We start from the raw sequence: 26,806 nt of genomic DNA, 5'->3' as shown, positions 1-26,806 counted from the left end.
GGACGCCGGCCGATGCGCTATGGATGGGGAGGCAGGGAACGACGGTGGCAGAACGGAGCACAGCTGCCGTCGACGTGGCAGACAACAGCGGCGAGCAGCCGCTGACCGCACAGGCGGACCAGTCCACGGCCGACGGGGTGGCCAAGAACCGGGAGCGGGACACGGACAACGACGAGGCACAGGAGAGCACCGGGGCCGACGGTTCCGGGATGACCTCGCCGCCCGAACTGCACAGCGGCCACAAGCTGGCCAGACGCTACCGCCTCGAGGAGTGCGTCACCCGTCTGGACGGATTCAGCAGCTGGCGCGCCGTGGACGAGAAACTCCGGCGCGCTGTCGGGGTGCACATCCTGCCCGCCGATCACTCACGTGCCCGGTCCGTGCTGGCCGCGGCCCGGTCTTCCGCCCTGCTGGGAGACCCCCGTTTCGTCCAGGTGCTGGACGCCGTCGAGGAGAACGACGTCGTCTACGTCGTCCACGAATGGCTCCCCGACGCCACCGAGCTGACCGCGCTCCTGGCGGCAGGGCCGCTGGAGGTGTACGACGCCTACCAGATGGTCAGTCAGATCTCCGCCGCCATGGCCGCGGCCCACCGTGAGGGCCTCGCCCATCTGCGGCTGAGCCCGAACGCCGTCCTGCGCACCTCGACCGGGCAGTGGCGCGTCCGCGGCCTCGCCGTGAACGCGGCGCTGCGCGGCATCAGCTCCGACACGCCACAGCGCACCGACACCGAGTCCATCGGTGCCCTGCTCTACGCGGCGCTCACCCAGCGCTGGCCGTACGAGAGCGACGCCTACGGCATGTCCGGCCTGCCGAAGGACATCGGGCTGATCCCGCCCGACCAGGTGCGGGCCGGAGTCCACCGCGGTCTGTCCGAGCTGGCCATGCGCGCGCTCGCCAACGACGGCGCCACCGCCTCGCGCCACGAGTCGCCGTGCACCACGCCGGAGGAACTGGTGAAGGCGATCGGCGAGATGCCCCGCATCCGTCCGCCGGAGCCCGCGTTCGCCACCCCGCCCGACTACCAGCGCACCACGTACCAGCAGGGCACCTATGGCCGGCCCGCGCCGCATCCCGGTGTCACCCAGCCGGCACCGGTGCCACCTCCCCCGCTGCAGAGCCGCACGGGCAAGGCCCTGAAGTGGGCCGTCTCGGCACTGCTCATCGCCGCACTGGGCCTGGGCAGTTGGCAGCTCGCGGACGCCCTCATGGAGCAGGGCGGCAAGGCGGACGACACGAACAAGACCCAGACGACGGATGGCGACGACAAGAGCCCCAAGAGGCCGGTCAGCAAGCCGATAGCGATTCAGGGCGCACAGGACTTCGACCCGTTCGGCAACGGCTCGGAGAAGCCGGGTGACGTGGGCAAGGTGTACGACAGCGCGCCCGACACGTACTGGCAGACGGACTACTACCTGAGCACCGACTTCGGCCGGCTGAAGTCCGGCGTCGGTGTGATCCTCGACCTCGGCAAGGTCCAGCAGGTCGGGAAGGTCACCGTCTCGTTCGTCGGTGACACGTCTGTCGAGCTGCGCGGCGCCTCCGGCGACACGCAGCCCTCGTCCTTCGACGGCTACACCAAGCTCGCCGAAGGGTCCGGTACCACTGTGACCCTCACACCCCGGAAAGCGGTCGAGTCCCGATATCTTCTGGTGTGGCTGACGGAACTGCCGCAGACCGGTGAGGGCAATTTCCGGGGCCGTGTCGTGGACGTCAAGGTGAGCGGTTAGGCCTTCTGCGACAAGGGGAGGAGGGCCCATGACGGACGGCACCGCGTATGAGGGGACGGATGACCGGGAGCTGCTCACCCGGCATGTCGAGGGTGACTCCGACGCCTTCGGTGAGCTCGTACGCCGTCACCGGAACCGGCTCTGGGCCGTGGCCCTGAGAACGCTGGGCGACCGTGAGGAAGCCGCTGACGCCGTCCAGGACGCCCTCGTCTCCGCCTACCGTGCCGCCCACACCTTCCGTGGCCAGTCCGCCGTCACGACGTGGCTCCACCGGATCACGGTGAACGCCTGTCTGGACCGTGCTCGCAAGGCGGCCTCGCGGAAGACCGCACCGATCGACGACACGGAGCGTCTGGAGCAGTTGCTGGAACCGCACGAGTCCGCCTCGGCGCCCGCGGAACGCAATGATCTGCACCGTCAGCTCATCGAAGCCATGGGCACGCTTCCGCCAGACCAGCGGGCCGCACTCGTCCTCGTGGACATGCAGGGCTACCCGGTCGCCGAGGCCGCCCGCGTCCTCGACGTGCCCACCGGCACGGTGAAGAGCCGGTGCGCTCGCGGCAGAGCCAGACTCCTGCCGCTGCTCACTCACCTACGGCCGGACGGCAGCGGTGGGAGCACGACACACGACGCGAAACGGAACCGGACCCAGGGGCTGTCCGTCCCACCCGCAGCGGGCCCGCGACGGCCGGACCCGCCGGACGCGGAAACGAATGACCCGGCTGCAACGAAGGGCGGAGGTGGGCGAGCGTGACGTCGACGAAGAACATGGCGGAGCACCCGGACGTCACGGAGATCTCCGACCTCATCGAGGGACTCCTCCCGTCGGCGCGAAGCGCCGATGTACGGCGGCACCTGGACGCGTGCGCTCTCTGTGCGGACGTTCGTGCTTCGCTGGAAGAGATCAAGGACCTGCTCGGCACGGTGCCTGGGCCACCCCGCATGCCTGCCGAAGTGGTCGGCCGTATCGACGCGGCGCTTGCCGCAGAGGCCTTGCTGCACTCCACGGCGTCCGTTCCCGAGGCCTCCGATGAACCCACGGCCGCCGGAGCCGCATCGTCGGACGACAGCCAACCGCATGTTTCACGTGAAACATCGCCCCCTGCGGACCGACCGGCGGGGCGGCCCCGCCTCTCCACGACCGGCCCCGGGCGCAAGGGGCGCCTGTCGGGCGGGCGCCGTCGGATCGCCGTCCTGGGGACCGTCTTCACCGTTGCCGCCCTGGGTCTCGGTTCCGCGGTGCTGTCGTCCTTGAACAGCGGCACGGGCTCCGATGAAGGGGCCCGTACGACCGCGGCGGACACCTTCTCCGAGGGCAGGCTGGAGAAGCAGGTCACCGATCTCCTCACCCGGAACCCGGGGCAGGGCAAGAGCTCCGGCTCACCACAGACCTTCGGACTGGAATCGGAGTCCGGCGCCGCCGCGAACCCGAAGGTCCTCAAGGAGCCCACGGTCCCGGAGTGCATCCGCGACGGCATCGGGCGCAATGACGCCGTCCTCGCCACCGAGCGCGGCACGTACACAGGGAAGGACGCACTGCTCGTCGTGCTTCCCGATGCGTCGGACGAGACCCGTGTCACCGCTTACATCGTCGAGACGACCTGCGTGGGCAGTCCGCCCTCGACGGCCACGGCAGACGTTCTGCTCAAGCGTTCCTACACGCGCTGACGATGCGCGCTTGCTCTCCGCTTTCCGTGGTATCCCCTACGGTGTGTGCCCTTTTCCCGCTCTCGCGAAGGGCCCCGCGCGTGTGCGCGGGCACAGCGGGAATGCACGCCCCTTAGGATCCGTTGGGTGGGGTGAGAGCTTCGACAGAAGCTCCCCCGGTCGAAGACGCAGTCCAGAGACGAGGAATCCAGCCGTGAGCGACGTCCGTAACGTGATCATTATCGGCTCGGGGCCCGCCGGCTACACGGCGGCGCTCTACACCGCCCGTGCGTCGCTGAAGCCCCTGGTGTTCGAGGGTGCCGTCACCGCCGGCGGCGCGCTGATGAACACCACCGATGTCGAGAACTTCCCCGGTTTCCGGGACGGCATCATGGGGCCCGAGCTGATGGACAACATGCGCGCCCAGGCGGAGCGTTTCGGTGCCGAGCTCATCCCGGACGACGTGGTCTCCGTCGATCTGACCGGTGAGATCAAGACGGTCACGGACACGGCCGGCACCGTCCACAGGGCGAAGTCCGTCATCGTCACCACGGGCTCACAGCACCGCAAGCTGGGTCTGCCGAACGAGGACGCCCTCTCCGGCCGGGGTGTCTCCTGGTGCGCCACGTGTGACGGCTTCTTCTTCAAGGACCAGGACATCGCCGTGATCGGTGGTGGCGACACCGCGATGGAGGAGGCCACCTTCCTCTCCCGCTTCGCCAAGTCCGTGACGATCGTCCACCGTCGTGACACGCTGCGTGCCTCCAAGGCGATGCAGGAGCGCGCCTTCGCCGACCCGAAGATCTCGTTCGTCTGGGACAGCGAGATCGCAGAGGTCCAGGGCGACCAGAAGCTCTCGGGCCTGAAGCTGCGCAACGTCAAGACGGGCGACCTCTCCGACCTGGCAGTGACCGGGCTGTTCATCGCGATCGGCCACGACCCGCGCACCGAGCTCTTCAAGGGCCAGCTGGAGCTGGACGAGGAGGGTTACCTGAAGGTCGACGCACCCTCGACCCGCACCAACATCACTGGCGTCTTCGCTGCCGGTGACGTGGTCGACCACACCTACCGTCAGGCGATCACCGCGGCCGGTACGGGCTGTTCCGCGGCCCTCGACTCCGAGCGTTTCCTCGCGGCTCTCTCTGACGAGGAGAAGCCCGAGCCCGAGAAGACCGCCGTCTGACTCCCACCCGCCCCACGCATCAACCAGTTAAGGAGCCCGCTGTGGCCGGCACCCTGAAGAACGTGACCGACGACTCCTTCGAGCAGGACGTCCTCAAGAGCGACAAGCCTGTTCTGGTGGACTTCTGGGCGGCCTGGTGCGGCCCGTGCCGTCAGATCGCTCCGTCCCTCGAGGCGATCGCCTCCGAGTACGGGGACAAGATCGAGGTCGTCAAGCTGAACATCGACGAGAACCCGGGTACGGCCGCCAAGTACGGCGTCATGTCCATCCCGACCCTGAACGTCTACCAGGGTGGCGAGGTCGCCAAGACCATCGTCGGTGCGAAGCCGAAGGCCGCGATCGTTCGCGACCTCGAGGACTTCATCGCCGAGTAGCGGCGGACCGTCTCGCCGACGGTGCGTGTTTCACGTGAAACACGCATGGGCCAGCCCTCCGGGGCTGGCCCATGCGCATGACGCGCCTGAGTGACTGGCGCAGCTCACGTATCAGAGAGGCCGCAGAGCCGGCTCCTTCTGCACGGCTCCGAGCAGCCGGTCCAGCGCCATCTCCACGTCCTCCTTCCAGGACAGCGCCGTCCTCAACTCCAGCCTCAGCCGTGGATAAGTGGGATGCGGCCGGACGGTCTTGAATCCCACGGCCAGCAGATGGTCGGCGGGCAGGACGCAGGCAGGTTCCTTCCAGCGGGCGTCACCGAAGACCTCGATCGCCTTGAAGCCCCGGCTGAGCAGATCCTTGGCCACCGTCTGCACGATCACCCGGCCCAGTCCCTGACCTTGATACCCAGGAAGGATGAACGTGGTCATCAGCAGTACCGCGTCGGGCGACACAGGGCTTGTGGGGAAGGCCGTGGACCGAGCCACGTAGGCGGGCGGGGCATAGAGAACGAAGCCCACGGGAACGTCGTCGACGTAGACGACTCTGCCACAGGATCCCCAGTCCAAGAGGACCGCGGAGATCCACGACTCCTTCTCGAGCACGGACGTGCCGGCTTTTACCGCTGCCTCGCCGCTGACGGGATCCCGCTCCCAGAAGACACACGAACGGCAGCGCTGGGGGAGATCCTGAAGGTTGTCCAGCGTGAGCGGTACGAGCCGACGGCCCATGAAGGCTGTTCCTCGCTTCCTTCGCCCGCTGCCTCACGGGCGGCTGTCAGAGCGCCCCGTTCCCTGAGCAGGCTCCCGATGAAGCCGGTGACGGCACCCACCCCCAGCCCTGCGCTCACCAATCCGGTGCGGCTCATCATGCGCAGGCTCCTGCCTTGCTCTGAGAGGTGTTGCCGGGTGGATGCGCCCTGTCCAAACGCATCGTATCCATGAAGCGATTCCATCGATACCGCCAAAAAGCAAAGGGTGGACCGTGTCCGGTACACACCGGACACGGTCCACCCGGGCAGCTGATCGGCTCGGCCGCATCAGCCGACGGCTCAGGACCCGGCCTCCTTGGAGTCGTCCTCCACCAGGCTCTTCTGCAGTACGGGCCCCTCGCCCGGAGCAAGGGTGCCGAGGATGCGCTCGAGGTCCTCCATCGAGGCGAACTCGACGGTGATCTTGCCCTTCCTCTGCCCCAGGTCGACCTTCACCCGAGTCTCGAACCGGTCCGACAGACGCGTCGCCAGGCCCGTCAGCGCCGGCGACACGAGAGCGCCGGCCCGCGGTCCCTTCGAACGCTGGGCCTTCTGAGGCCGTGATCCCATCAGGGTCACGATCTCCTCGACGGCCCGCACCGAGAGACCTTCCGCCACGATCCGGTGGGCCAGCCGGTCCTGCTCCTCGGAGTCCTCGACGGACAGCAGGGCGCGTGCGTGTCCGGCGGACAGCACACCGGCGGCGACGCGGCGCTGAACGGTGGGCGAGAGCTTCAGCAGCCTCAGGGTGTTGGACACCTGTGGGCGGGACCGGCCGATGCGATCCGCCAGCTGGTCATGCGTGCAGTTGAAGTCCTTCAGCAACTGGTCGTAGGCGGCAGCCTCTTCCAGCGGATTGAGCTGAGCGCGGTGCAGGTTCTCCAACAGCGCGTCCAGGAGGAGCTTCTCGTCGTCCGTGGCTCGCACGATCGCCGGGATGGCCTCGAGACCCGCCTCATGGCAAGCCCGCCACCGGCGTTCACCCATGATGAGCTCATACCGCTCCGGCCCGACCTGTCGTACCACGACCGGCTGGAGAAGACCGACCTCCTTGATGGAGGTGATCAGCTCGGACAGCGCGTCCTCGTCGAAGACCTCACGCGGCTGCCGGGGGTTCGGTGTGATGGCGTCGAGAGGGATCTCAGCGAAGTAGGCCCCCATGGGCGGCGAGGGGACGGCCGCCGTACCCGTCTCCGGGGTCTCCTCCGTTTCACGTGGAACAGGCGGCAGTGTGGCAACCTTCGCGGCCGCGACCCCACGCTCGTTCGGCAGCACCGGTACCGAGGCAGGGGACGTGGAGACGGCACCTGCCCCCGGCGGGGCCGTCTTCTCTGTCGGGCCAGGGATCAGTGCACCGAGACCACGGCCCAGTCCCCTCCGTCGATCACTCACTGAACACCCTCCACCATGCTCGGATCATTCTGCTGTGCGCCGATGTGTGCCTGTGATGCGTCATAGCGGACGCCGACACCTCTCAGCGCGATCTCCCGTGCCGCCTCGAAGTAGGAGAGGGCACCGCTCGATCCAGGATCGTAGGTCAGTACCGTCTGCCCATAACTCGGCGCCTCCGAGATACGGACGGAGCGCGGGATGCTCGTCCGCAGGACCTCCTCGCCGAAGTGGGTGCGTACCTCGTCCGCTACCTGCGACGCGAGCCGCGTCCGGCCGTCGTACATAGTGAGCAGGATCGTCGACACATGCAGGGCGGGGTTGAGGTGGCCCCGCACCAGATCGACATTGCGAAGCAGCTGACCCAGCCCTTCCAGCGCGTAGTACTCGCACTGGATCGGGATCAGTACCTCCTGGCCGGCCACCAACGCGTTCACCGTGAGCAGACCCAGGGACGGCGGGCAGTCGATGAGGATGTAGTCCAGCGGCTGCTCGTAGGCCTGGATGGCCCGCTGCAGCCGGCTCTCCCGCGCCACCAGCGACACCAGTTCGATCTCCGCACCGGCGAGATCGATGGTGGCAGGGGCGCAGAAGAGACCCTCGACATCGGGGACCGGCTGGACAACCTCGGCAAGCGGTCTGCTCTCCACCAGGACGTCGTAGATGGAGGGAACTTCGGCGTGGTGGTCGATACCCAGGGCTGTGGACGCATTGCCCTGGGGGTCGAGATCGATCACCAGGACGCGCGCACCGTGCAGAGCCAGTGACGCCGCAAGGTTGACGGTGGTCGTCGTCTTACCGACGCCGCCCTTCTGGTTGGCGACCACGATGACGCGTGTCTGCTCCGGCCGCGGCAGGCCCTCACCGGCACGGCCCAGAGCCTCCACTGCCAGTTGGGCAGCACGACCGATGGGAGTGTCGTCCATCGGAGGCGGTGTTTCACGTGAAACATCCGCCCCCATCGATTCGGTACGGGGACCGGGGACCGGGTCGGTCATCGGTCCCGCGATGTTGGCGTCGGACCGCAAGGATTCACTCTCCTCGACTTCAGGCTCGCAATGAACAGAGCCTCCCATGCCTTCGGGGTCGCGAACCAGTGAGGCCTGACGTTCTGTGGAGAAATCCACCTCTGTGGACAACTCCGTGCCCCTTGAGGCGTGCGGTGGCTCGTCGGGAACGGGCCCTTCTCCGAGAGACCCGAGGGGTTTCCGGTCACGGGGTTCGGCCGCGGCGCGGCCCCGACTGATGATGCCGTGCAGCAGTGAGCGACGTTTCACGTGAAACACGATGCACAGCAGCGGAGCCCACGCTGCCGCGACACTCCGGCATGTACGGGTTTGGCAGCTTGTGTGGAGTACGCCCGACCCTCAGAACGGGCCATGCGCCCATCGAACTGGAGGGAAACGGATCCGCCCGCTATCCGCGCCGACGTCGAACCCGCCCCGCACGCGCCGCCTTCGCTCGTTTGGCCGCGAACCGCACTCCGCCGGGGCTCTCCCCGACCTCGACCTTCACCACGGTGGACATCGGGTCCACGACGCCCTCGCCCACATGCACGATCGATGTCGCCACGGCACCGAGCTTGCTCAACGCCGCGGTGGCACTCTTCAGCTCCTCCTCGGCGGTGTCGCCCTTGAGTGCGAGCATCTCCCCGTACGGCCGCAGGAGAGGAATGCCCCACGTGGCCAGACGGTCGAGGGGGGCCACGGCGCGGGCGGTCACCACGTGCACCGGCGGCAGCTTCCCCATGACCTCCTCCGCCCGGCCCCGCACCACCGTGACGTGGTCGAGGCCGAGCAGCTCCACGACCTCGGTGAGGAAGTTGGTACGCCGAAGCAGCGGCTCCAACAGAGTGATCTTGAGGTCTTCCCGGACCAGCGCCAGGGGAATGCCCGGCAGACCGGCTCCCGAGCCGACATCGCACACCGTCACGCCCTCGGGTACGACTTCCGAGAGCACCGCGCAGTTCAGCAGATGCCTCTCCCACAGACGGGGCACCTCCCGCGGACCGATCAGGCCTCGCTGCACGCCCGCCTCGGCGAGCAGCTCGGCGTACCGGACCACGTCCGCGAAGCGATCACCGAACACCTCACGTGCCTGCTCGGGCGCAGGGGGAAGCTCCGCTGCCTCCGTCACTGGGGGACCGTCCTTCCGTGCCGTGCCGGCACGGGGCGCCGACACCAGAACCAGAACTATCAGGCTGGCAAAACTCGGCCCCGTCTGCGCGACAGACGGGGCCGTGGAACGTGGAGCCGATCAGGCGGGAAGCACGACGACGAAGCGCTGCGGCTCCTCGCCCTCGGACTCGCTGCGCAGGCCGGCTGTCTTGACCGCGTCGTGGACGACCTTGCGCTCGAACGGCGTCATCGGGTCGAGCCTCACGGGATTGCCGCTGCTCCTGGCCTCGGCGGCCGCCTTCGCACCGATCTCGGACAGCTCGGTGCGCTTCCTGGCCCGGAAACCGTCGATGTCGAGCATCAGCCGGCTGCGATCCCCGGTCTCCCGGTGCACGGCCAGACGCGTGAGCTCCTGGAGCGCCTCCAGTACCTCACCCTCACGGCCCACCAGCTTCTGCAGATCCCGGCCGCCCGAGTCGCTGATGATCGAGACAGAGGCGCGGTCGGCCTCGACGTCCATGTCGATGTCGCCGTCGAGGTCGGCGATGTCGAGCAGACCCTCCAGGTAGTCCGCCGCAATCTCACCCTCCTGCTCCAGGCGGGTCAGGGTGTCTGCGCCCTCGGCAGCGGCGGCGGTGGTGCCTTCCGTCACGGGATGGACTCCTTCTTACTTCTTGGACGGGGACTTGGGCCGCTGCGGGCCCTTGCGCTGTCCGGACTGGGCCTTGCTGCGGGTACTGCCGCCGGGCTTGGCGTTGCCCTTCGCGGCAGCGGAGGCAGGCTTGCTGTCCTCGGGCGCGTCGGACTTGGTGAGCGACGTGGTGGGCTCGTCCGCCGCCTTGGCCGTGCCGGACTGGCGCTGGGACTTGCTCTGCCGCTTGGGCTGCTGCCGCTTGGGGACGGCTCCGGTGGCCGTACCGTCCTCCGCCTGTGCCGCGGCCGTGCCCTCGCTCTTGATCACCATGCCGTCGGTCTGAGCCGCGAGGCCTGCCTTGTTCAGACCGTTGATGAACTTGCGCTCGTACTCGTTGCGGTCCCGGCCCTTGGCGACGATGGCCTTGACGATGGCGCGCTCACGCCGGTTACGGGTCCTGCCGTGCCGGGTGACGTGCTTGGAGAGGCGCTCCAGGTACGCGGACTGGGCCTTGGAACCCGGCGTGGGGTTGTTGTGGATGACGTACATCTGCTGGCCCATGGTCCACACGTTGGTGGTCAGCCAGTAGACGAGGACACCGACCGGGAAGTTGATGCCGAAGACGGCGAACATGATGGGGAAGACGTACATCAGCATCTTCTGCTGCTGCATGAACGGCGTCTTGACCGAGGTGTCGACGTTCTTCGTCATCAGCTGGCGCTGCGTGTAGAACTGCGACGCCGACATCAGGACGATCATGATCGCGGTGACGATGCGGACGTCGGTCAGCGAGGAGTTCAGCGCCTCGACCTTGTCCGAGCTGTCCGTGAACTTCGCCGCGAGCGGGGCACCGAAGATGTGGGCCTTCTGCGCGCTCTCGAGCAGACGCTCGTTGATCACGCCGACGGTGTCGTTCGACGCGATGCTGTTGAGCACGTGGTACAGGGCGAAGAAGAACGGCGACTGGGCCAGGATGGGAAGACACGAGGAGAGCGGGTTGGTACCCGTCTCCTTGTAGAGCTTCATCATCTCTTCGGACTGGCGCTGCCGGTCGTTCTTGTAGCGCTCCTGGATCTTCTTCATCTCCGGCTGGAGCGTCTGCATCGCACGCGTCGCCTTGATCTGCTTCACGAAGAGCGGGATCAGGCAGATACGGATCAGAATCACCAGGGACACGATGGACAGGCCCCAGGCCCATCCGGTGTCAGGGCCGAAAAGGGCGCCGTACACGCTGTGGAACTGGACGATGACCCAGGAGACAGGGGTTGTGATGAAGCTGAAGAGGCTGGCAATCGTGTCCACTAATCATGCTCCTTGGGCATGGGACGGGGTCTCTGCGGCCGGGCTCGAAGGACTCGTCGGACCTGTGGGGGAAGTCTGTCCCTCGGTGGCCGGTTCGGCGGCGGAGGTCCCGCCCTTGCGTGCACGCCAGGCGTTACGCAGCATTTCGTGCCACCGCGGACGCTTGCGCGGCGGAACATGGTCCACACCGCCCAGCGACCACGGATTGCACCGCAGAATGCGCCAGGCCGTGAGTGCTGTGCCCTTGAAGGCACCGTGCCGGTCGATGGCCGTGAAGCCGTAGTGGGAACACGACGGGTAGTACTTGCACACCGGCCCCAGCAGTGGACTGATCGTCCACTGGTAGATCTTGATCAGAGCCAGCAGTGGGTACTTCATCGCGCGCCCCCTCCCAGCCGCCGCAGGGCGGCGTCCAGGTCTTGGGCCAGTTGTGCATGGTCGGCGTCGCCCGCACCGGGCAGCGCTCGTACGACTACCAGGCTACCGGGGGGCAGCTGGTCGACTCGTTCGCGCATCAGATGACGCAGCCTGCGCTTCACCTTGTTGCGCACCACCGCGCCACCCACCGCCTTGCTCACGACGAAACCCGCACGCGCCGGGGGAGCGCTCTCCCCAGGCGCATGCGGGTCCGTTGCACCGCTACGAAGGTGGACGACGAGATGCCGGCGCCCGGCCCGGCGCCCTCGTCGTACCGCGGTCGCGAAGTCCTCGCGCCGCCTCAGCCGGTTGTCGGTGGGCAGCACGACTTCACGACCTGACCGGGATCAGGCGGACAGACGGGCGCGACCCTTGCTGCGGCGGGTCGCGAGGATCGCGCGGCCGGCACGGGTGCGCATACGCAACCGGAAGCCGTGGGTCTTGGCGCGGCGGCGGTTGTTCGGCTGGAAGGTGCGCTTGCTCACTCGGGGGCTCCAGAAAGAATCGGTGTTTGCGGGGTGCCGTCCTGGCTGTCACCGTGCGCCCACGAGTAGCTCGCGTTTACGCCCGAGTGCACCGCTGACCGATCATCTTGCGCGATCTGTGCCCATCGGAGGCAGGCGGCAGCAGCCATCGACAACTCGACCTGTTTACGGTACGCGCGGCTGCGCCATTCGGTCAAACCAGCGGTCGCCGGGAGACACTTGTCCACAGCCTGGGGACAACAACTTGAACCATACCGGCCGCGCTGACTACCGTGGCTGAACTCCGATTCGTTCCCTTGACCCTCCACCACCCGATTTACATCCCGACCCGTCCTCCGCATCACACGATCGAGGGACCTGTGAGAGAGCGTGCCCTGTGGCTGACGTACCTGCCGATCTTGCCGCAGTGTGGCCACGCGTACTGGAACAACTTCTCGGTGAAGGCCGCGGACAGGGAGTAGAGGGCAAGGACGAGCACTGGATCCGGCGCTGTCAGCCGCTGGCGCTGGTCGCCGACACGGCTCTGCTCGCCGTACCGAACGAGTTCGCCAAGGGCGTCCTCGAGGGCCGCCTCGCGCCCGTCGTCAGCGAGAGCCTGAGCCGCGAGTGCGGCCGCCCGATCCGGATCGCGATCACGGTCGACGACACCGTCGGCGAGCCCTCCGCGCCGCCGGTCCCCCGGTCCCAGCAGCGTTACGAGGAGCCGGAGCTCCCCACCGTCCGCCAGGACCGTTCCGACCGTCCGGACCACCGCGACCGTCCGGACCGGCAGGAGCGCGAGCCGTACGAGGGGCGCGAGCCGTACGACGGTTACGACGGCTATGGCCGCCGTCGCAACGACCAACAGCAGGGCCCGTCCGGCGACCAGCTCCCCACGGCCCGCCCCGCCTACCCCTCGGAGTACCAGCGGCCCGAGCCCGGCTCCTGGCCGCGGCCGCCGCAGGAGGACTACGGGTGGCAGCAGCAGCGCCTCGGCTTCCCGGAGCGGGACCCGTACGCCTCACCGTCGCAGGAGAGTTACGGTCCGCAGGACTCGTACGGTCACCAGGACGGCTACGGCGGCGCGCCCTCACAGGACTACCGCCCGCAGCCGATGGACCGGCCGTCGTCCTACGAACAGCAGCGCTCGGACTACGACTCGTCGCGCGGCGACTACGCCCAGCGCGACGCCCGGCGCCGCGAACTGCCCGCCGGCTCGGGACATGTCCACCGCGGCGGTCCCGTGGGTCCGAACCTGCCCACCACCGGGGCGCCCGGTCCGCTGGCGGCACAGCCGGCCCCGGCCACCGGCCCCGGTGAGCCCACCGCACGGCTGAACCCGAAGTACCTGTTCGACACGTTCGTCATCGGCGCGTCCAACCGCTTCGCGCACGCCGCCGCGGTCGCGGTCGCCGAGGCGCCGGCCAAGGCGTACAACCCCCTGTTCATCTACGGGGAGTCCGGCCTGGGCAAGACCCATCTGCTGCACGCGATCGGGCACTACGCGAGAAGCCTCTACCCGGGTACGCGCGTGCGGTACGTGAGCTCGGAGGAGTTCACCAACGAGTTCATCAACTCCATCCGCGACGGCAAGGGCGACAGCTTCCGCAAGCGCTACCGCGAGATGGACATCCTGCTCGTCGACGACATCCAGTTCCTGGCGGACAAGGAGTCGACGCAGGAGGAGTTCTTCCACACCTTCAACACCCTCCACAACGCCAACAAGCAGATCGTGCTCTCCAGCGACCGGCCGCCCAAGCAGCTGGTCACGCTGGAGGACCGGCTGCGGAACCGTTTCGAGTGGGGACTGATCACCGACGTCCAGCCGCCGGAGCTGGAGACGCGCATCGCGATCCTGCGCAAGAAGGCGGTGCAGGAGCAGCTCAACGCCCCGCCGGAGGTACTGGAGTTCATCGCCTCCCGGATCTCGCGGAACATCCGTGAGCTGGAGGGCGCGCTGATCCGGGTGACGGCGTTCGCCTCGCTCAACCGGCAGCCGGTGGATCTGGGGCTGACGGAGATCGTCCTGAAGGATCTGATGCCCGGGGGCGACGACTCCGCCCCGGAGATCACCTCCACGGCCATCATGGGCGCCACCGCCGACTACTTCGGCCTCACGGTGGAGGACCTGTGCGGCACCTCGCGCGGACGCGCGCTGGTGACCGCCCGGCAGATCGCCATGTACCTGTGCCGGGAACTGACGGACCTGTCGCTGCCGAAGATCGGCGCGCTGTTCGGCGGCCGCGACCACACCACGGTGATGCACGCCGACCGGAAGATCCGCAATCTGATGGCCGAACGGCGCTCGATCTACAACCAGGTCACCGAGCTCACCAACCGCATCAAGGCCGGCTGAGGGCCCCTGATCCGACCAGGGCGCCTCCGGAGGGATCCGGAGGCGCCCTTCTTCGTGCGCCAGCCGTACGTCGGCCGCCCCCGCTGTTCGATTTCAGAGCCGGGTTACGGCCGTCCTCCACAGATTCGGCTACTTTTTTCCGTCCACATGCTGGGGACCGGAAAGTTGTCCCGATCTTGTCCACAGCTCGGCCGACCGATGGACAATCGACCCAGGTCACCTGCCTGTGGATTCGTGGACGAACGATCTCCACAGGTTGTGGACAGAGCGGCGATCCACAGCCTGTGCACGAAGTTGTCCACGGACAACCCACAGGCTAGGGCCGGTTGTCCCCAGTGATCGCCCGCTTCTCCACACGGCTGTCCACTGTTCGGCAATGCGACGCGCTCTCTCACCGGGGCGAGTGAAAGGCGTCACATCAAGGTGCCATGGGTGCCTGTGGGAAAGCGCCGAAAACCTGGGGACGGAGCTGGGGAGAACTCGCCCCTCCCTGTGCACGGTGTGTGCAGAACTTTCTGTTCTCCACAGATACGCCTGGTTGTCCACCGGCTCCGCCCACAGGGCCCGTGGACAAAAAACCTGGGCTGAGCTGGGCAAACGAGGTTATCCACGGTATCCACAGGCCCTACTACTACTCCTGACTAGAGAGAGTGAGGAATCCGTTTCGAAGTGGGTCCTGTGCACAACTCGCTGTCTCGGCCCCGACTGCCCCTCGTCACGACTTGACCCCGACGGGCACCTACTGTCAGTGCGGTGCGTCAGACTGGTCCCGGTGTCCTTCCCGGCTCAGAGGCCGACGACACCGAGTCAGACGACGAAGCCAGGCAGGGCGAGAAGCGCCGGCAACAGCAGGAGGCGGCAACAGTGAAGATCCGGGTGGAACGCGACGTACTCGCGGAGGCAGTGGCCTGGGCGGCGCGCAGCCTCCCGGCCCGTCCGCCGGCCCCTGTCCTCGCCGGCCTGCTGCTGAAGGCCGAGAACGGCCAGCTGAGCCTGTCCAGCTTCGACTACGAGGTCTCCGCGCGGGTGTCGGTCGAGGCGGAGGTCGAGGAGGAGGGCACGGTACTGGTCTCCGGCCGGCTGCTGGCCGACATCTCCCGGGCCCTGCCCAACCGGCCGGTGGAGATCTCCACAGACGGTGTACGGGCGACGGTGGTGTGCGGTTCCTCGCGCTTCACCCTCCACACACTGCCTGTGGAGGAGTACCCGGCCCTGCCGCAGATGCCGAACGCGACGGGCACGGTCCCCGGCGAGGTCTTCGCCTCCGCCGTGCAGCAGGTCGCCATCGCGGCCGGCCGTGACGACACGCTGCCCGTCCTCACGGGTGTGCGCATCGAGATCGAGGGCGACACGGTCACACTCGCCTCCACCGACCGCTACCGCTTCGCGGTCCGCGAGTTCCTGTGGAAGCCGGAGAACCCGGAGGTCTCCGCGGTCGCCCTGGTGCCCGCCAAGACGCTCCAGGACACCGCCCGGGCGCTGACCAGCGGTGACCAGGTCATCCTGGCGCTGTCCGGCTCGGGCGCGGGCGAAGGCCTGATCGGTTTCGAGGGCGCCGGCCGCCGCACCACCACGCGGCTGCTGGAGGGCGACCTCCCGAAGTACCGCACGCTCTTCCCGACGGAGTTCAACAGCGTCGCAGTGATCGAGACGGCCCCCTTCGTGGAGGCCGTCAAGCGCGTGGCCCTGGTCGCCGAGCGGAACACCCCGGTGCGGCTGAGCTTCGAGCAGGGCGTGCTCATCCTGGAGGCCGGTTCCAGCGACGACGCACAGGCTGTGGAGAGGGTCGACGCCCAGTTGGAGGGCGACGACATCTCCATCGCCTTCAACCCGACGTTCCTGCTGGACGGTCTGAGCGCCATCGACTCCCCGGTCGCCCAGCTGTCGTTCACCACGTCCACCAAGCCCGCGCTGCTGAGCGGCCGGCCGGCGGTGGACGCGGAGGCGGACGAGGCCTACAAGTACCTGATCATGCCGGTGCGGCTGAGCGGCTGAGTACCGCGCGGCGAAAGCCGCAGGTGAGGGTGTGCGTGTGAGCGCGTATGCCCACAGATGTGCGCGAGCGTCCGGGTTTAGGCTCGGACGCCGGCACGTTCGTGCCGTCACGCCACATCGCATACCTAAGGAACTCAACTGATGGAGCTCGGTCTCGTCGGCCTCGGCAAGATGGGCGGCAACATGCGCGAGCGGATCCGCCGCGCGGGCCACACCGTCCACGGATACGACCGCAACCCGGACGTCGCCGATGTCCACAGCCTGCAGGAGCTTGTGGGCAGACTCAGCGACCCCCGCGTGGTGTGGGTGATGGTCCCGGCCGGTGAGCCGACCCAGTCCACCATCGACGAGCTCGCCGGTCTCCTCGAGCCGGGTGACGTCGTCGTGGACGGCGGCAACTCCCGCTGGACGGACGACGAGAAGCACGCCGGGGAACTGGCGGAGAAGGGCATCGGGTTCGTCGACTGCGGTGTCTCCGGCGGCGTCTGGGGGCTGGAGAACGGCTACGCGCTGATGTACGGCGGCGACCAGGAGGACGTCGCCAAGGTGCGGCCGATATTCGACGCCCTCAAGCCGGAGGGCGACTTCGGTTCGGTGCACGCCGGCAAGGTGGGTGCGGGGCACTTCGCGAAGATGGTCCACAACGGCATCGAGTACGCCATGATGCAGGCCTACGCCGAGGGCTGGGAGCTGCTCGAGAAGGTCGACTCGGTGACGGACGTCCGGGAGGTGTTCCGCTCCTGGCAGGAGGGCACCGTCATCCGTTCCTGGCTGCTGGACCTCGCGGTCGACGCCCTCGACGAGGACGAGCACCTGGACGGGCTCCGGGGTTACGCACAGGACTCCGGTGAGGGACGCTGGACGGTGGAGGCGGCGATCGACCACGCGGTCCCGCTGCCCGCGATCACGGCCTCGCTGTTCGCGCGGTTCGCCTCCCGTCAGGAGGACTCGCCGCAGATGAAGATGATCGCGGCGCTGCGGAACCAGTTCGGCGGCCACGCGGTCGAGAAGAAGTAGTCCACAGAGGACTCGACTGTCCACAGGACCGCCCGGCGGTCCGCAACGCCGCGGGAGGTCGGCGAAACGACCATGCACGTCACGCACCTGTCGCTGGCCGACTTCCGCTCCTATCCCCGGGTCGAGGTCCCGCTCGACCCGGGGGTGACGGCTTTCGTGGGCCCCAACGGACAGGGCAAGACGAACCTCGTCGAGGCGGTGGGCTATCTCGCCACCCTCGGGAGCCACCGGGTCTCCTCCGACGCCCCGCTGGTCCGCATGGGCGCCGACCGCGCGATCATCCGCGCCCAGGTCCGCCAGGGCGAGCGGCAGCAGCTGGTCGAGCTGGAGCTCAACCCGGGCCGCGCCAACCGAGCCCGCATCAACAGGTCCTCGCAGGTCAGGCCCCGGGACGTGCTGGGCATCGTGCGCACCGTGCTGTTCGCGCCCGAGGACCTGTCCCTGGTGAAGGGCGATCCCGGGGAGCGGCGCCGGTTCCTCGACGAACTGATCACCGCGCGCTCTCCGCGCATGGCCGGTGTCCGCTCCGACTACGACCGGGTGCTCAAGCAGCGCAACACCCTGCTGAAGTCGACCGCGCTGGCCCGCCGGCACGGCGGGCGCACGCTGGACCTGTCCACGCTGGACGTCTGGGACCAGCACCTCGCGCGGGCGGGCGCCGAGCTCCTGGCGCAGCGCGTGGACCTGATCGGCGTGCTCCAGCCGCTGGCCGACAAGGCGTACGAACAGCTCGCGCCGGGCGGCGGACCGGTCGCCCTGGAGTACAAGCCCTCCGCGCCCGGCGAGGCGCACACGCGCGAGGACCTGTTCGAACAGGTGATGGCGGCGCTCGCGCAGGCCCGCAAGCAGGAGATCGAACGGGGTGTCACCCTGGTCGGTCCGCACCGCGACGACCTGCTGCTCAAGCTGGGCCGGCTGCCCGCCAAGGGCTACGCCTCGCACGGCGAGTCCTGGTCCTACGCGCTGGCGCTGCGGCTGGCCTCGTACGACCTGCTGCGTGCCGAGGGCAACGAGCCGGTGCTGGTGCTGGACGACGTCTTCGCCGAACTGGACACGCGCCGCCGTGAGCGGCTGGCCGAGCTGGTCGCGCCCGGTGAGCAGGTGCTGGTGACCGCGGCCGTCGACGACGACGTGCCTCATGTGCTGGCGGGTACGCGGTTCACCGTGGCCGAGGGAACGGTGGAGCGCGTATGAGCGAGCGGGACACGCCCGGAAGCGGTGCCGGAAGGGCTCCCGAGCCCTCCGGTGTCGATCTCGCGCGTGTGGCCCTGCGCGCGGCCAAGGAGGTGGCACGCGCGCGAGGGGACGCGGCGCAGCAGAAGAAGCAGGCGCGGCGTGGGGGCCTGCGTTCCGGCGCGCGTGCCGACCGGCGCGACCCGATGGCGCTCGGCGCGGCGATCAACCGGCTGCTCACCGAGCGCGGCTGGGAGGCCCCGGCCGCGGTGGGCGGGGTGATGGGACGCTGGCGGGAGATCGTCGGTGAGGACGTGGCCAAGCACTGCGAGCCCGAGCGGTACGACGAGGACGAGCGGGTGCTGGTGGTGCGCTGCGACTCCACGGCCTGGGCGACGAATCTGCGGCTGCTCGCGCCGACTCTGGTCGCACGGCTGAACGAGGACCTGGGCCATGGCACGGTGCGGCTGATCAAGGTCGTCGGCCCCACCGGGCCGGCCCGTCGTTTCGGGCCGCTGCGTGCCCCGGGAAGCACCGGTCCGGGTGACACGTACGGGTGATCGGACGGTCCTTTTCCGGCCCCTTGTCCACACGTGACCGACATCACATCAGGGGTCTCCGGTGGGGTGTCCGGGCCGTCGGCGGGGGTTTCGCCGTGCCGCCGCGCAGGGTCGTGCATCACTACCTGACTCCTAAGTAGCAAAGGGTTGACGGCCGGAAGCGCTGAGTGCCGTCGTGGGGCTCTTGGGGCCCCCATCCGCATATCGGGAGTCGGACGAGACCGATTGAGGGCGGCACATGCGGACTCAGGTGCCCGCAAACCCCCATCGATGTCAGCGCTACCGGTAGACTGGGAGGCAATCCCGCCCCGATCGTGGGGACCGCCCGGGAAAAGCTGAGCAACGCTGATCAAGGCTTACCAACGCAACATGCCGCAGCCGCTCCGGCAACCTGCCGACGAGCCCGGCTCGTGCTGTGCCAGAAAGGGCGCTTCGTGGCCGATTCCGGCAACCCCAACGAGAACATCCCGTCCACCGACACCGGCGTGAACAGCGAGGCGACCACCTCGGGCCACGAGGTCACCGCCTCGTACGACGCCAGTGCGATCACCGTCCTCGAGGGTCTGGACGCGGTCCGCAAGCGACCCGGTATGTACATCGGTTCAACCGGTGAGCGAGGGCTGCACCACCTGGTGCAGGAAGTCGTCGACAACTCCGTCGACGAGGCGCTGGCCGGTCACGCGGACACGATCGACGTGACGATCCTCGCCGACGGCGGCGTCCGGGTCGTCGACAACGGCCGCGGCATCCCGGTGGGCATCGTCCCCTCCGAGGGCAAGCCGGCCGTCGAGGTCGTGCTGACGGTGCTGCACGCGGGCGGCAAGTTCGGCGGCGGCGGCTACGCGGTCTCCGGCGGTCTGCACGGCGTGGGCGTCTCCGTGGTGAACGCCCTGTCGTCCAGGGTCGCCGTGGAGATCAGGACGGACGGCCACCGCTGGACGCAGGACTACAAGTTGGGCGTCCCCACCGCGCCGCTCGCCAAGCACGAGGCGGTCGAGGACTCCGGTACGACGGTCACGTTCTGGGCCGACCCCGACGTCTTCGAGACCACCGAGTACTCCTTCGAGACCCTCTCGCGGCGTTTCCAGGAGATGGCGTTCCTCAACAAGGGCCTGAGGATCAACCTCACCGACGAGCGCGAGTCGGCGAAGGCCACCGCCGGTGCGGACGAGGCGGGCGAGGACGAGAAGCACGAGGTCAAGTCCGTCTCGTACCACTACGAGGGCGGCATCGTCGACTTCGTGAAGTACCTCAACTCCCGCAAGGGCGATCCGGTGCACCCCACCGTGATCGACCTGGAGGCCGAGGACAGGGAGAGGCAGCTCTCCCTCGAGGTCGCGATGCAGTGGAACGGCGGCTACAACGAGGGCGTGTACTCGTTCGCCAACATCATCCACACCCACGAGGGCGGTACGCACGAGGAGGGCTTCCGCGCGGCGCTCACCTCGCTCATCAACAAGTACGCGCGGGACAAGAAGCTGCTGCGCGACAAGGACGACAACCTCACGGGTGACGACATCCGCGAGGGTCTGACCGCGATCATCTCGGTCAAGCTGAGCGAGCCGCAGTTCGAGGGCCAGACCAAGACCAAGCTGGGCAACACCGAGGTGAAGACCTTCGTCCAGAAGGTCGTCTACGAGCACCTCAACGACTGGCTGGACCGCAACCCCAACGAGGCCGCGGACATCATCCGCAAGGGCATCGCGGCGGCCACCGCGCGTGTGGCGGCCCGCAAGGCCCGCGACCTCACCCGGCGCAAGGGCCTGCTGGAGTCGGCGTCCCTGCCGGGCAAGCTGTCCGACTGTCAGTCCAACGACCCCGTCAAGTGCGAGATCTTCATCGTCGAGGGCGACTCCGCCGGCGGTTCGGCCAAGTCCGGCCGCAACCCGCAGTACCAGGCGATCCTCCCGATCCGCGGCAAGATCCTCAACGTCGAGAAGGCGCGCATCGACCGGATCCTGCAGAACCAGGAGATCCAGGCGATGATCTCCGCGTTCGGCACCGGGGTGCACGAGGACTTCGACATCGAGAAGCTCCGCTATCACAAGATCATTCTGATGGCGGACGCCGACGTCGACGGCCAGCACATCAACACCCTGCTGCTGACGTTCCTGTTCCGCTTCATGCGGCCGCTGGTCGAGGCCGGGCACGTGTTCCTCTCCCGTCCCCCGCTCTACAAGATCAAGTGGGGCAAGGACGACTTCGAGTACGCGTACTCCGACCGTGAGCGCGACGCGCTGATCGAGATGGGCCGCAACGCCGGCAAGCGCATCCGTGAGGACTCCGTGCAGCGCTTCAAGGGCCTCGGCGAGATGAACGCCGAGGAACTGCGCATCACCACGATGGACCAGGAGCACCGCGTCCTCGGCCAGGTCACCCTGGACGACGCAGCCCAGGCCGACGACCTGTTCTCGGTCCTGATGGGCGAGGACGTCGAGGCGCGCCGCGCGTTCATCCAGCGCAACGCCAAGGACGTCCGGTTCCTCGACATCTGAGTCGGTCTCAGCTGACCGCACCAGGAAGGACTTTCACCAGCAATGACCGACGAGAACACTCCCGTCACGCCCCTCGAGGACGTGGACGCCGCCGCCATGCGCGTCGAGCCGGTCGGGCTCGAGACGGAGATGCAGCGCTCCTACCTCGACTACGCGATGTCCGTCATCGTCTCGCGTGCGCTGCCCGACGTCCGGGACGGCCTCAAGCCCGTCCACCGCCGGGTGCTGTACGCCATGTACGACGGCGGCTACCGCCCGGAGCGCGGCTTCTACAAGTGCGCCCGCGTGGTCGGCGACGTCATGGGCAACTACCACCCGCACGGCGACTCCTCGATCTACGACGCGCTGGTCCGGCTCGCGCAGCCGTGGTCGATGCGGATGCCGCTGGTGGACTCCAACGGCAACTTCGGCTCCCCGGGCAACGACCCGGCGGCGGCGATGCGTTACACCGAGTGCAAGATGGCGCCGCTGTCGATGGAGATGGTCCGTGACATCGACGAGGAGACCGTCGACTTCACGGACAACTACGACGGACGCTCCCAGGAGCCGACCGTCCTGCCGGCCCGCTTCCCGAACCTGCTGATCAACGGCTCGGCGGGGATCGCGGTCGGTATGGCGACCAACATCCCGCCGCACAACCTGCGCGAGGTGGCGTCCGGTGCCCAGTGGTACCTGGAGAACCCCGAGGCCTCCAACGAGGAGCTCCTGGACGCGCTGATCGAGCGCATCAAGGGCCCCGACTTCCCGACCGGCGCCCTCGTGGTCGGCCGCAAGGGCATCGAGGAGGCGTACCGCACGGGCCGCGGCTCGATCACCATGCGCGCGGTGGTCGAGGTCGAGGAGATCCAGAACCGCCAGTGTCTGGTGGTCACGGAGCTGCCGTACCAGACCAACCCCGACAACCTGGCGCAGAAGATCGCCGACCTGGTGAAGGACGGCAGGATCGGCGGCATCGCCGACGTGCGCGACGAGACCTCCTCGCGCACGGGCCAGCGCCTGGTCATCGTGCTGAAGCGGGACGCGGTCGCCAAGGTCGTCCTGAACAACCTCTACAAGCACACCGACCTGCAGAACAACTTCGGCGCCAACATGCTGGCCCTGGTCGACGGTGTGCCGCGCACCCTGTCCCTGGACGCGTTCATCCGGCACTGGGTGACGCACCAGATCGAGGTCATCGTCCGCCGTACGCGCTTCCGGCTGCGCAAGGCCGAGGAGCGGGCGCACATTCTGCGCGGTCTGCTGAAGGCCCTGGACGCCATCGACGAGGTCATCGCGCTGATCCGGCGCAGTGACACGGTCGAGATCGCGCGCGGAGGGCTGCGGGACCTCCTGGACATCGACGAGATCCAGGCCAACGCCATTCTCGAGATGCAGCTGCGCCGACTGGCCGCCCTGGAGCGCCAGAAGATCGTCCAGGAGCACGACGAACTCCAGGCGAAGATCAACGAGTACAACCGGATCCTCGCCTCGCCGGTCCGCCAGCGCGAGATCGTCAGCAAGGAACTGGCGGCGATCGTCGACAAGTTCGGCGACGACCGCAAGACCAAGCTGATCCCGTACGAGGGCGACATGTCCATCGAGGACCTGATCGCCGAGGAGGACATCGTCGTCACGGTCACGCGCGGCGGCTACATCAAGCGCACCAAGACCGACGACTACCGGGCCCAGAAGCGCGGCGGCAAGGGCGTACGCGGCACGAAGCTCAAGGAAGACGACATCGTCAACCACTTCTTCGTGTCCACCACCCACCACTGGCTGCTGTTCTTCACGAACAAGGGCCGGGTCTACCGGGTGAAGGCGTACGAGCTTCCGGACGCCGGCCGGGACGCGCGCGGGCAGCACGTGGCGAACCTGCTGGCCTTCCAGCCGGACGAGTCGATCGCCCAGATCCGCGCGATCCGCGACTACGAGGCGGTGCCCTACCTGGTTCTGGCCACCAAGGCCGGCCTGGTGAAGAAGACGTCGCTGAAGGACTACGACTCGCCGCGCTCGGGCGGTGTGATCGCCATCAACCTGCGCGAGCAGGAGGACGGTTCCGACGACGAACTGATCGGCGCCGAACTCGTCTCGGCCGACGACGATCTGCTGCTGATCAGCAAGAAGGCGCAGTCGATCAGGTTCACCGCGACGGACGACACGCTGCGTCCCATGGGGCGTGCGACCTCGGGCGTCAAGGGCATGAGCTTCCGCGCCGGGGACGAACTGCTCTCGATGAATGTTGTTCGAACCGGTACGTTCGTGTTCACTGCCACAGACGGCGGGTACGCGAAGCGGACCGCTGTCGACGAGTACCGCGTCCAGGGACGCGGCGGCCTCGGTATCAAGGCCGCCAAGATCGTCGAGGACCGCGGGACCCTCGTCGGCGCGCTGGTGGTCGAGGAGACCGACGAGATCCTCGCCATCACGCTGTCGGGCGGTGTGATTCGTACGCGAGTCAACGAGATCAGGGAAACCGGCCGTGACACCATGGGCGTCCAACTGATCAATCTGGGCAAGCGCGATGCCGTGGTCGGCATCGCCCGTAACGCCGAGGCGGGACGCGAGGCGGAGGAAGTCGACGGCGACGTGGCCGTCGACGAGTCCACCGACGGGGACGCGACCACCGGGACGGACGAGGGTGAGGCGCCCTCGGCCGAGTAGCACGAGGAGTGAGTCAGCGTGAGCGGAGCCACGGGCGCCGGACCGGCCGGTACCAATACGGGGACGGGCGGCGGTGGCCGTGGCTCTGCCGCGCGGGCGACAGATCCGCACACGACCAATCTCCAAGCGATCAAGTCGCCCGCCAAGGACGTCTCCGCGTCCGACAGACAGGGATCCCAGGGGGGAACCGTGACGGACACCCGAGGCCCGCAGGCCGCGCCGGACCAGGGCGCCGCCGCTCACACGGCCTCACCGCTGCCGGGGGAACGGCAGCCGCAGCAGCAGACGGGCCCGTACCACCCGCCGCAGGCCTACGCGGCGCAGGCCGCCGGTACGTCAGCCGGCCAGACCGGCGCGGTACGACGCCCGCGCACCGGGGCCCGCACCACCCCGCGCGTACGCAAGGCACGCCTGCGGGTGGCGAAGGCCGACCCCTGGTCGGTGATGAAGGTCAGCTTCCTGCTCTCCATCGCCCTCGGCATCTGCACGATCGTCGCGTCCGCGGTGCTGTGGATGGTCATGGACGCCATGGGCGTGTTCTCGTCGGTGGGCGGGACGATCGCGGAGGCGACCGGCTCCAACGAGTCGAACGGCTTCGACCTCCAGTCGTTCCTGTCGCTGCCCAACGTGCTGATGTTCACGACGATCATCGCCGTCATCGACGTCGTCCTGGCGACGGCTCTCGCGACGCTCGGCGCGTTCATCTACAACCTCTCCGCCGGTTTCGTGGGTGGTGTCGAGCTGACGCTGGCCGAGGACGAGTGAGCTGCTCACAGCGCTTTCCCCGGCTTCCCTGAAAGCCCCCCGACAACCGATTTTGGGACTGCCCCCGTCGTGCGCTAACCTTCAGGAGTCAGCGCGCGGAACATACACTGCAGAGCGCGGCGGGGCTATAGCTCAGTTGGTTAGAGCGCATCCCTGATAAGGATGAGGCCACAGGTTCAAATCCTGTTAGCCCCACCAGCGAGAAGACCCCCGGCCGGGATCGGCTGGGGGTCTTTCGCGTCCACGGCCGGCATCAGCCGGTGGGTGGATCTGCCGGGCGGGCCGTGGTCCGGCTCATGTGACCGGCGGATCACCCTTGGAGGAGCCGTGAGCCCTGGGTTCACCAAGTTCGGTGTCTGCTTTCTGGGCATCACGGCGTGGGCGGCCCTGAGTGACGCGCCATCGGTGCCTTCGCTGGTGATCGGCTGCCTGAGCGTCGCCGTACTGGCTTACTGGTTCATCCTGCGTATCCGGCAGGAGATCAATGCCATCAGGGAAGACGACAGGCGGGCCCGGGAACGCCGCGAAGCCCGCAAGCGCGGGCGGCAGGTGGGTGACTAGCCGGCCGACCGGCTCGTCGTCGGTGAGCGCGGGCGGTCGATGAGGCCGTACACACGACGAAGAGGACCCTCGCCGGATGACGGCGGGGATCTTCTCGTGGGGGCGGTGCGGTGCGGTGCCGGGTGGTGTGGCGGGCCGTCGCCGGCCGGGAGTCGTCGTCGTGCCGTGGTGCTGTACGCAAGTTCGCCAGGACTTCGGTGAGCAGCGACGGCACGAGGAGGGCTCGGGAGGGGCGGTGGAACTCAGCGCTGGAGCGGGATGCGGCCGGTGACGGGCTCCGGACGGGGGGACGTCGTGTCGTCCGGGCAGTCCGCGGAGTCGGGCTCCGCGTCCGAGAGGGGGCGGTGCCGGCAGCCGGGGGACTTGCCGTGCGCCTCGGCGTGGATGCGCTGTTTCATCGTGGGGGGCAGGGCCCTGTTCAGTGACCAGGCCCAGAGGGGCGCCGCCGGTTCCGCCGTCCTGGGCGCGCTGTCGCTGTTGCGCGTCCTCTCGGTCTGCGGTACTGCCGCGGAGGCGGTCGTGGTGATGAGTCCGAGCGCCGTGCACAGCGCGAGGAAGGCGGTGACGATGGCGTTCCACAGCTTCATGACCTTGTTCCGGGCCATGGCCCCTCACTTTCGGGTTGGGCGATTTGCGTACTTTCCTCATGATGTGTATGAGGGCCGCGAAGTGGTGGACCGACGCCCGTGGCGCGTGGATGTTCAGATGAACACCACTCGGATGGGCGCATAAGGGATGAAAAGATCGCGAGATTGCAGAAAAGCCATCGAAATGGACACCCTCGGAGATGTGATCATCCTCTGGCCGGACGGTGGTGCTGCGCCTCTACTGCGCCGCGCGCGTGGGGAGTTCGAGGCGCCGACGCAGGTCACCGATCGGTATCGGCCGGTGTGTATAGTCGGGCGCCAGAGGTCCCCAACGTCAACGAAAGACGAGGTCGCGCGGTGAAGAAGCTTCTCCTGGTCGCACTGGCCGCCATCGGCGGGCTCCTCGTGTACCGCCAGATCCAGGCGGATCGCGCCGAGCAGGATCTGTGGACGGAGGCGACTGACTCCGTGCCCACGGGTTCGTGAGTACCGACAACCGACGCTGAACAGACCCCGGCCGCCCTCGCGGTCGGGGTTTTGTGTGTGACGGGGCCTTGTCGGCCGGCCTCGTCCACGGGGCAGGATGGGCGGCACGGTGCGACGTCCGGGCAGCGACGAGGGGTGGCGCGTGAGGGGACGGCAGGGTACGGC

General features: G+C 68.1%; 25 protein-coding genes and 1 tRNA gene. 16 read left to right on the top strand and 10 right to left on the bottom strand.

The genetic code is table 11. The annotated features are described in order from the left end of the window. Positions 1 to 44: 44 nt before the first annotated feature. From B9S61_RS31140 to trxA, 5 genes are all read left to right on the top strand, one after another. Positions 45 to 1,730 carry a protein kinase family protein gene (locus tag B9S61_RS31140; RefSeq protein ID WP_103545209.1) on the top strand — a complete coding sequence of 562 codons (1,686 nt, stop codon included), beginning with the start codon at positions 45 to 47 and terminating at the stop codon, positions 1,728 to 1,730. Between the two features lie 28 nt (positions 1,731 to 1,758). After that, positions 1,759 to 2,484: an RNA polymerase sigma factor SigM gene (gene sigM / locus B9S61_RS31135; protein ID WP_103545208.1), complete on the top strand. Its 726-nt coding sequence runs from the start codon at positions 1,759 to 1,761 to the stop codon at positions 2,482 to 2,484. After that, the gene (locus B9S61_RS31130; RefSeq protein WP_103545207.1) at positions 2,481 to 3,398 is read left to right on the top strand and encodes an anti-sigma factor; all 918 of its coding nucleotides are present in this window, start codon (positions 2,481 to 2,483) and stop codon (positions 3,396 to 3,398) included. Before sigM ends, B9S61_RS31130 begins: the two co-directional genes overlap by 4 nt. A 193-nt stretch (positions 3,399 to 3,591) precedes the next feature. Then, positions 3,592 to 4,560, top strand: a complete 969-nt coding sequence (gene trxB / locus B9S61_RS31125; protein ID WP_103545206.1) for a thioredoxin-disulfide reductase — start codon at positions 3,592 to 3,594, stop codon at positions 4,558 to 4,560. A 41-nt stretch (positions 4,561 to 4,601) separates the two neighbouring features. Beyond that, a complete protein-coding gene (gene trxA, locus B9S61_RS31120) occupies positions 4,602 to 4,934 on the top strand; it encodes a thioredoxin (RefSeq protein ID WP_103545205.1) in 333 nt (110 codons plus the stop codon). Between the two features lie 111 nt (positions 4,935 to 5,045). Here the strand turns inward: trxA and B9S61_RS31115 are convergent, their stop codons facing one another. From B9S61_RS31115 to rpmH, 9 genes are all read right to left on the bottom strand, one after another. Beyond that, positions 5,046 to 5,663: a GNAT family N-acetyltransferase gene (locus B9S61_RS31115; protein WP_103545204.1), complete on the bottom strand. Its 618-nt coding sequence runs from the start codon at positions 5,661 to 5,663 to the stop codon at positions 5,046 to 5,048. 320 nt (positions 5,664 to 5,983) lie between these two features. Continuing rightward, entirely contained in the window at positions 5,984 to 7,075 is a 1,092-nt protein-coding gene (locus B9S61_RS31110) for a ParB/RepB/Spo0J family partition protein (RefSeq protein WP_103545203.1), read from the bottom strand. Further along, a complete protein-coding gene (locus B9S61_RS31105; RefSeq protein ID WP_103545202.1) occupies positions 7,072 to 8,148 on the bottom strand; it encodes a ParA family protein in 1,077 nt (358 codons plus the stop codon). Before B9S61_RS31105 ends, B9S61_RS31110 begins: the two co-directional genes overlap by 4 nt. A 340-nt stretch (positions 8,149 to 8,488) precedes the next feature. Further along, complete coding sequence (gene rsmG / locus B9S61_RS31100; RefSeq protein ID WP_103545201.1) at positions 8,489 to 9,208, bottom strand: 16S rRNA (guanine(527)-N(7))-methyltransferase RsmG; 720 nt, start codon at positions 9,206 to 9,208, stop codon at positions 8,489 to 8,491. A gap of 120 nt (positions 9,209 to 9,328) precedes the next feature. Continuing rightward, positions 9,329 to 9,841 carry a R3H domain-containing nucleic acid-binding protein gene (locus tag B9S61_RS31095; RefSeq protein WP_103545200.1) on the bottom strand — a complete coding sequence of 171 codons (513 nt, stop codon included), beginning with the start codon at positions 9,839 to 9,841 and terminating at the stop codon, positions 9,329 to 9,331. Positions 9,842 to 9,856: 15 nt separating this feature from the next. Next, positions 9,857 to 11,125, bottom strand: a complete 1,269-nt coding sequence (gene yidC / locus B9S61_RS31090; RefSeq protein WP_103545199.1) for a membrane protein insertase YidC — start codon at positions 11,123 to 11,125, stop codon at positions 9,857 to 9,859. Between the two features lie 3 nt (positions 11,126 to 11,128). Then, on the bottom strand, positions 11,129 to 11,503 hold the full coding sequence (gene yidD / locus B9S61_RS31085) for a membrane protein insertion efficiency factor YidD (RefSeq protein ID WP_103545198.1): 375 nt from the start codon (positions 11,501 to 11,503) through the stop codon (positions 11,129 to 11,131). Continuing rightward, positions 11,500 to 11,868, bottom strand: coding sequence for a ribonuclease P protein component (gene rnpA, locus B9S61_RS31080; protein WP_103545197.1), 369 nt, complete (start codon positions 11,866 to 11,868; stop codon positions 11,500 to 11,502). Before rnpA ends, yidD begins: the two co-directional genes overlap by 4 nt. A gap of 21 nt (positions 11,869 to 11,889) precedes the next feature. Then, positions 11,890 to 12,027 (bottom strand): 50S ribosomal protein L34, encoded by a 138-nt coding sequence (gene rpmH / locus B9S61_RS31075; protein ID WP_003975051.1) that lies wholly within the window; start codon positions 12,025 to 12,027, stop codon positions 11,890 to 11,892. Positions 12,028 to 12,403: 376 nt separating this feature from the next. On the opposite strand from rpmH, the gene dnaA reads away from it, so the two are divergent. The 10 genes from dnaA (at position 12,404) to B9S61_RS31015 (ending at position 25,568) form a co-directional block, all read left to right on the top strand. Continuing rightward, positions 12,404 to 14,362 carry a chromosomal replication initiator protein DnaA gene (dnaA, locus tag B9S61_RS31065; RefSeq protein WP_103545196.1) on the top strand — a complete coding sequence of 653 codons (1,959 nt, stop codon included), beginning with the start codon at positions 12,404 to 12,406 and terminating at the stop codon, positions 14,360 to 14,362. 864 nt (positions 14,363 to 15,226) lie between these two features. Next, complete coding sequence (gene dnaN, locus B9S61_RS31055) at positions 15,227 to 16,357, top strand: DNA polymerase III subunit beta (protein WP_103545195.1); 1,131 nt, start codon at positions 15,227 to 15,229, stop codon at positions 16,355 to 16,357. 141 nt (positions 16,358 to 16,498) lie between these two features. Then, positions 16,499 to 17,374 carry a phosphogluconate dehydrogenase (NAD(+)-dependent, decarboxylating) gene (gnd, locus tag B9S61_RS31050; protein ID WP_103545194.1) on the top strand — a complete coding sequence of 292 codons (876 nt, stop codon included), beginning with the start codon at positions 16,499 to 16,501 and terminating at the stop codon, positions 17,372 to 17,374. A gap of 72 nt (positions 17,375 to 17,446) precedes the next feature. Next, a complete protein-coding gene (gene recF / locus B9S61_RS31045; RefSeq protein WP_103545193.1) occupies positions 17,447 to 18,568 on the top strand; it encodes a DNA replication/repair protein RecF in 1,122 nt (373 codons plus the stop codon). Further along, on the top strand, positions 18,565 to 19,107 hold the full coding sequence (locus B9S61_RS31040) for a DUF721 domain-containing protein (RefSeq protein WP_103545192.1): 543 nt from the start codon (positions 18,565 to 18,567) through the stop codon (positions 19,105 to 19,107). Before recF ends, B9S61_RS31040 begins: the two co-directional genes overlap by 4 nt. Positions 19,108 to 19,541: 434 nt before the next feature. Then, complete coding sequence (gene gyrB, locus B9S61_RS31035; protein WP_181007615.1) at positions 19,542 to 21,602, top strand: DNA topoisomerase (ATP-hydrolyzing) subunit B; 2,061 nt, start codon at positions 19,542 to 19,544, stop codon at positions 21,600 to 21,602. Positions 21,603 to 21,644: 42 nt separating this feature from the next. Further along, positions 21,645 to 24,242: a DNA gyrase subunit A gene (gyrA, locus tag B9S61_RS31030; protein WP_103545190.1), complete on the top strand. Its 2,598-nt coding sequence runs from the start codon at positions 21,645 to 21,647 to the stop codon at positions 24,240 to 24,242. Between the two features lie 18 nt (positions 24,243 to 24,260). Continuing rightward, positions 24,261 to 25,007, top strand: coding sequence for a DUF3566 domain-containing protein (locus B9S61_RS31025; RefSeq protein WP_103545189.1), 747 nt, complete (start codon positions 24,261 to 24,263; stop codon positions 25,005 to 25,007). 121 nt (positions 25,008 to 25,128) lie between these two features. After that, positions 25,129 to 25,205 (top strand) — tRNA-Ile (locus tag B9S61_RS31020). A 129-nt stretch (positions 25,206 to 25,334) separates the two neighbouring features. Continuing rightward, the gene (locus tag B9S61_RS31015) at positions 25,335 to 25,568 is read left to right on the top strand and encodes a hypothetical protein (protein ID WP_103545188.1); all 234 of its coding nucleotides are present in this window, start codon (positions 25,335 to 25,337) and stop codon (positions 25,566 to 25,568) included. 242 nt (positions 25,569 to 25,810) lie between these two features. On the opposite strand, the gene B9S61_RS31010 is transcribed toward B9S61_RS31015, so the two are convergent. Beyond that, positions 25,811 to 26,173 carry a DUF6344 domain-containing protein gene (locus B9S61_RS31010; RefSeq protein WP_103545187.1) on the bottom strand — a complete coding sequence of 121 codons (363 nt, stop codon included), beginning with the start codon at positions 26,171 to 26,173 and terminating at the stop codon, positions 25,811 to 25,813. A gap of 339 nt (positions 26,174 to 26,512) precedes the next feature. Here B9S61_RS31010 and B9S61_RS31005 point away from each other — a divergent pair, with 339 nt between their 5' ends. After that, positions 26,513 to 26,641, top strand: a complete 129-nt coding sequence (locus tag B9S61_RS31005) for a DLW-39 family protein (protein ID WP_003999697.1) — start codon at positions 26,513 to 26,515, stop codon at positions 26,639 to 26,641. Positions 26,642 to 26,806: the final 165 nt, after the last annotated feature.

The sequence above is a fragment of the Streptomyces sp. SM1 genome, assembly GCF_002910825.1.
GTDB classification, from domain to species: Bacteria; Actinomycetota; Actinomycetes; order Streptomycetales; family Streptomycetaceae; genus Streptomyces; species Streptomyces okerensis.
Note: the sequence above shows the minus strand (reverse complement) of the source record. Positions and strands in the feature narration are given on the sequence as shown.

Excerpts from the sequence above, each read along its gene's own strand:
- sigM (WP_103545208.1), top strand. The coding sequence starts at position 1,759 with ATGACGGACGGCACCGCGTATGAGGGGACGGATGACCGGGAGCTGCTC.
- B9S61_RS31115 (WP_103545204.1), bottom strand. The coding sequence starts at position 5,663 with ATGGGCCGTCGGCTCGTACCGCTCACGCTGGACAACCTTCAGGATCTC.
- B9S61_RS31105 (WP_103545202.1), bottom strand. The coding sequence starts at position 8,148 with ATGGGAGGCTCTGTTCATTGCGAGCCTGAAGTCGAGGAGAGTGAATCC.
- yidD (WP_103545198.1), bottom strand. The coding sequence starts at position 11,503 with ATGAAGTACCCACTGCTGGCTCTGATCAAGATCTACCAGTGGACGATC.
- gnd (WP_103545194.1), top strand. The coding sequence starts at position 16,499 with ATGGAGCTCGGTCTCGTCGGCCTCGGCAAGATGGGCGGCAACATGCGC.
- recF (WP_103545193.1), top strand. The coding sequence starts at position 17,447 with ATGCACGTCACGCACCTGTCGCTGGCCGACTTCCGCTCCTATCCCCGG.
- B9S61_RS31040 (WP_103545192.1), top strand. The coding sequence starts at position 18,565 with ATGAGCGAGCGGGACACGCCCGGAAGCGGTGCCGGAAGGGCTCCCGAG.
- gyrA (WP_103545190.1), top strand. The coding sequence starts at position 21,645 with ATGACCGACGAGAACACTCCCGTCACGCCCCTCGAGGACGTGGACGCC.
- B9S61_RS31010 (WP_103545187.1), bottom strand. The coding sequence starts at position 26,173 with ATGGCCCGGAACAAGGTCATGAAGCTGTGGAACGCCATCGTCACCGCC.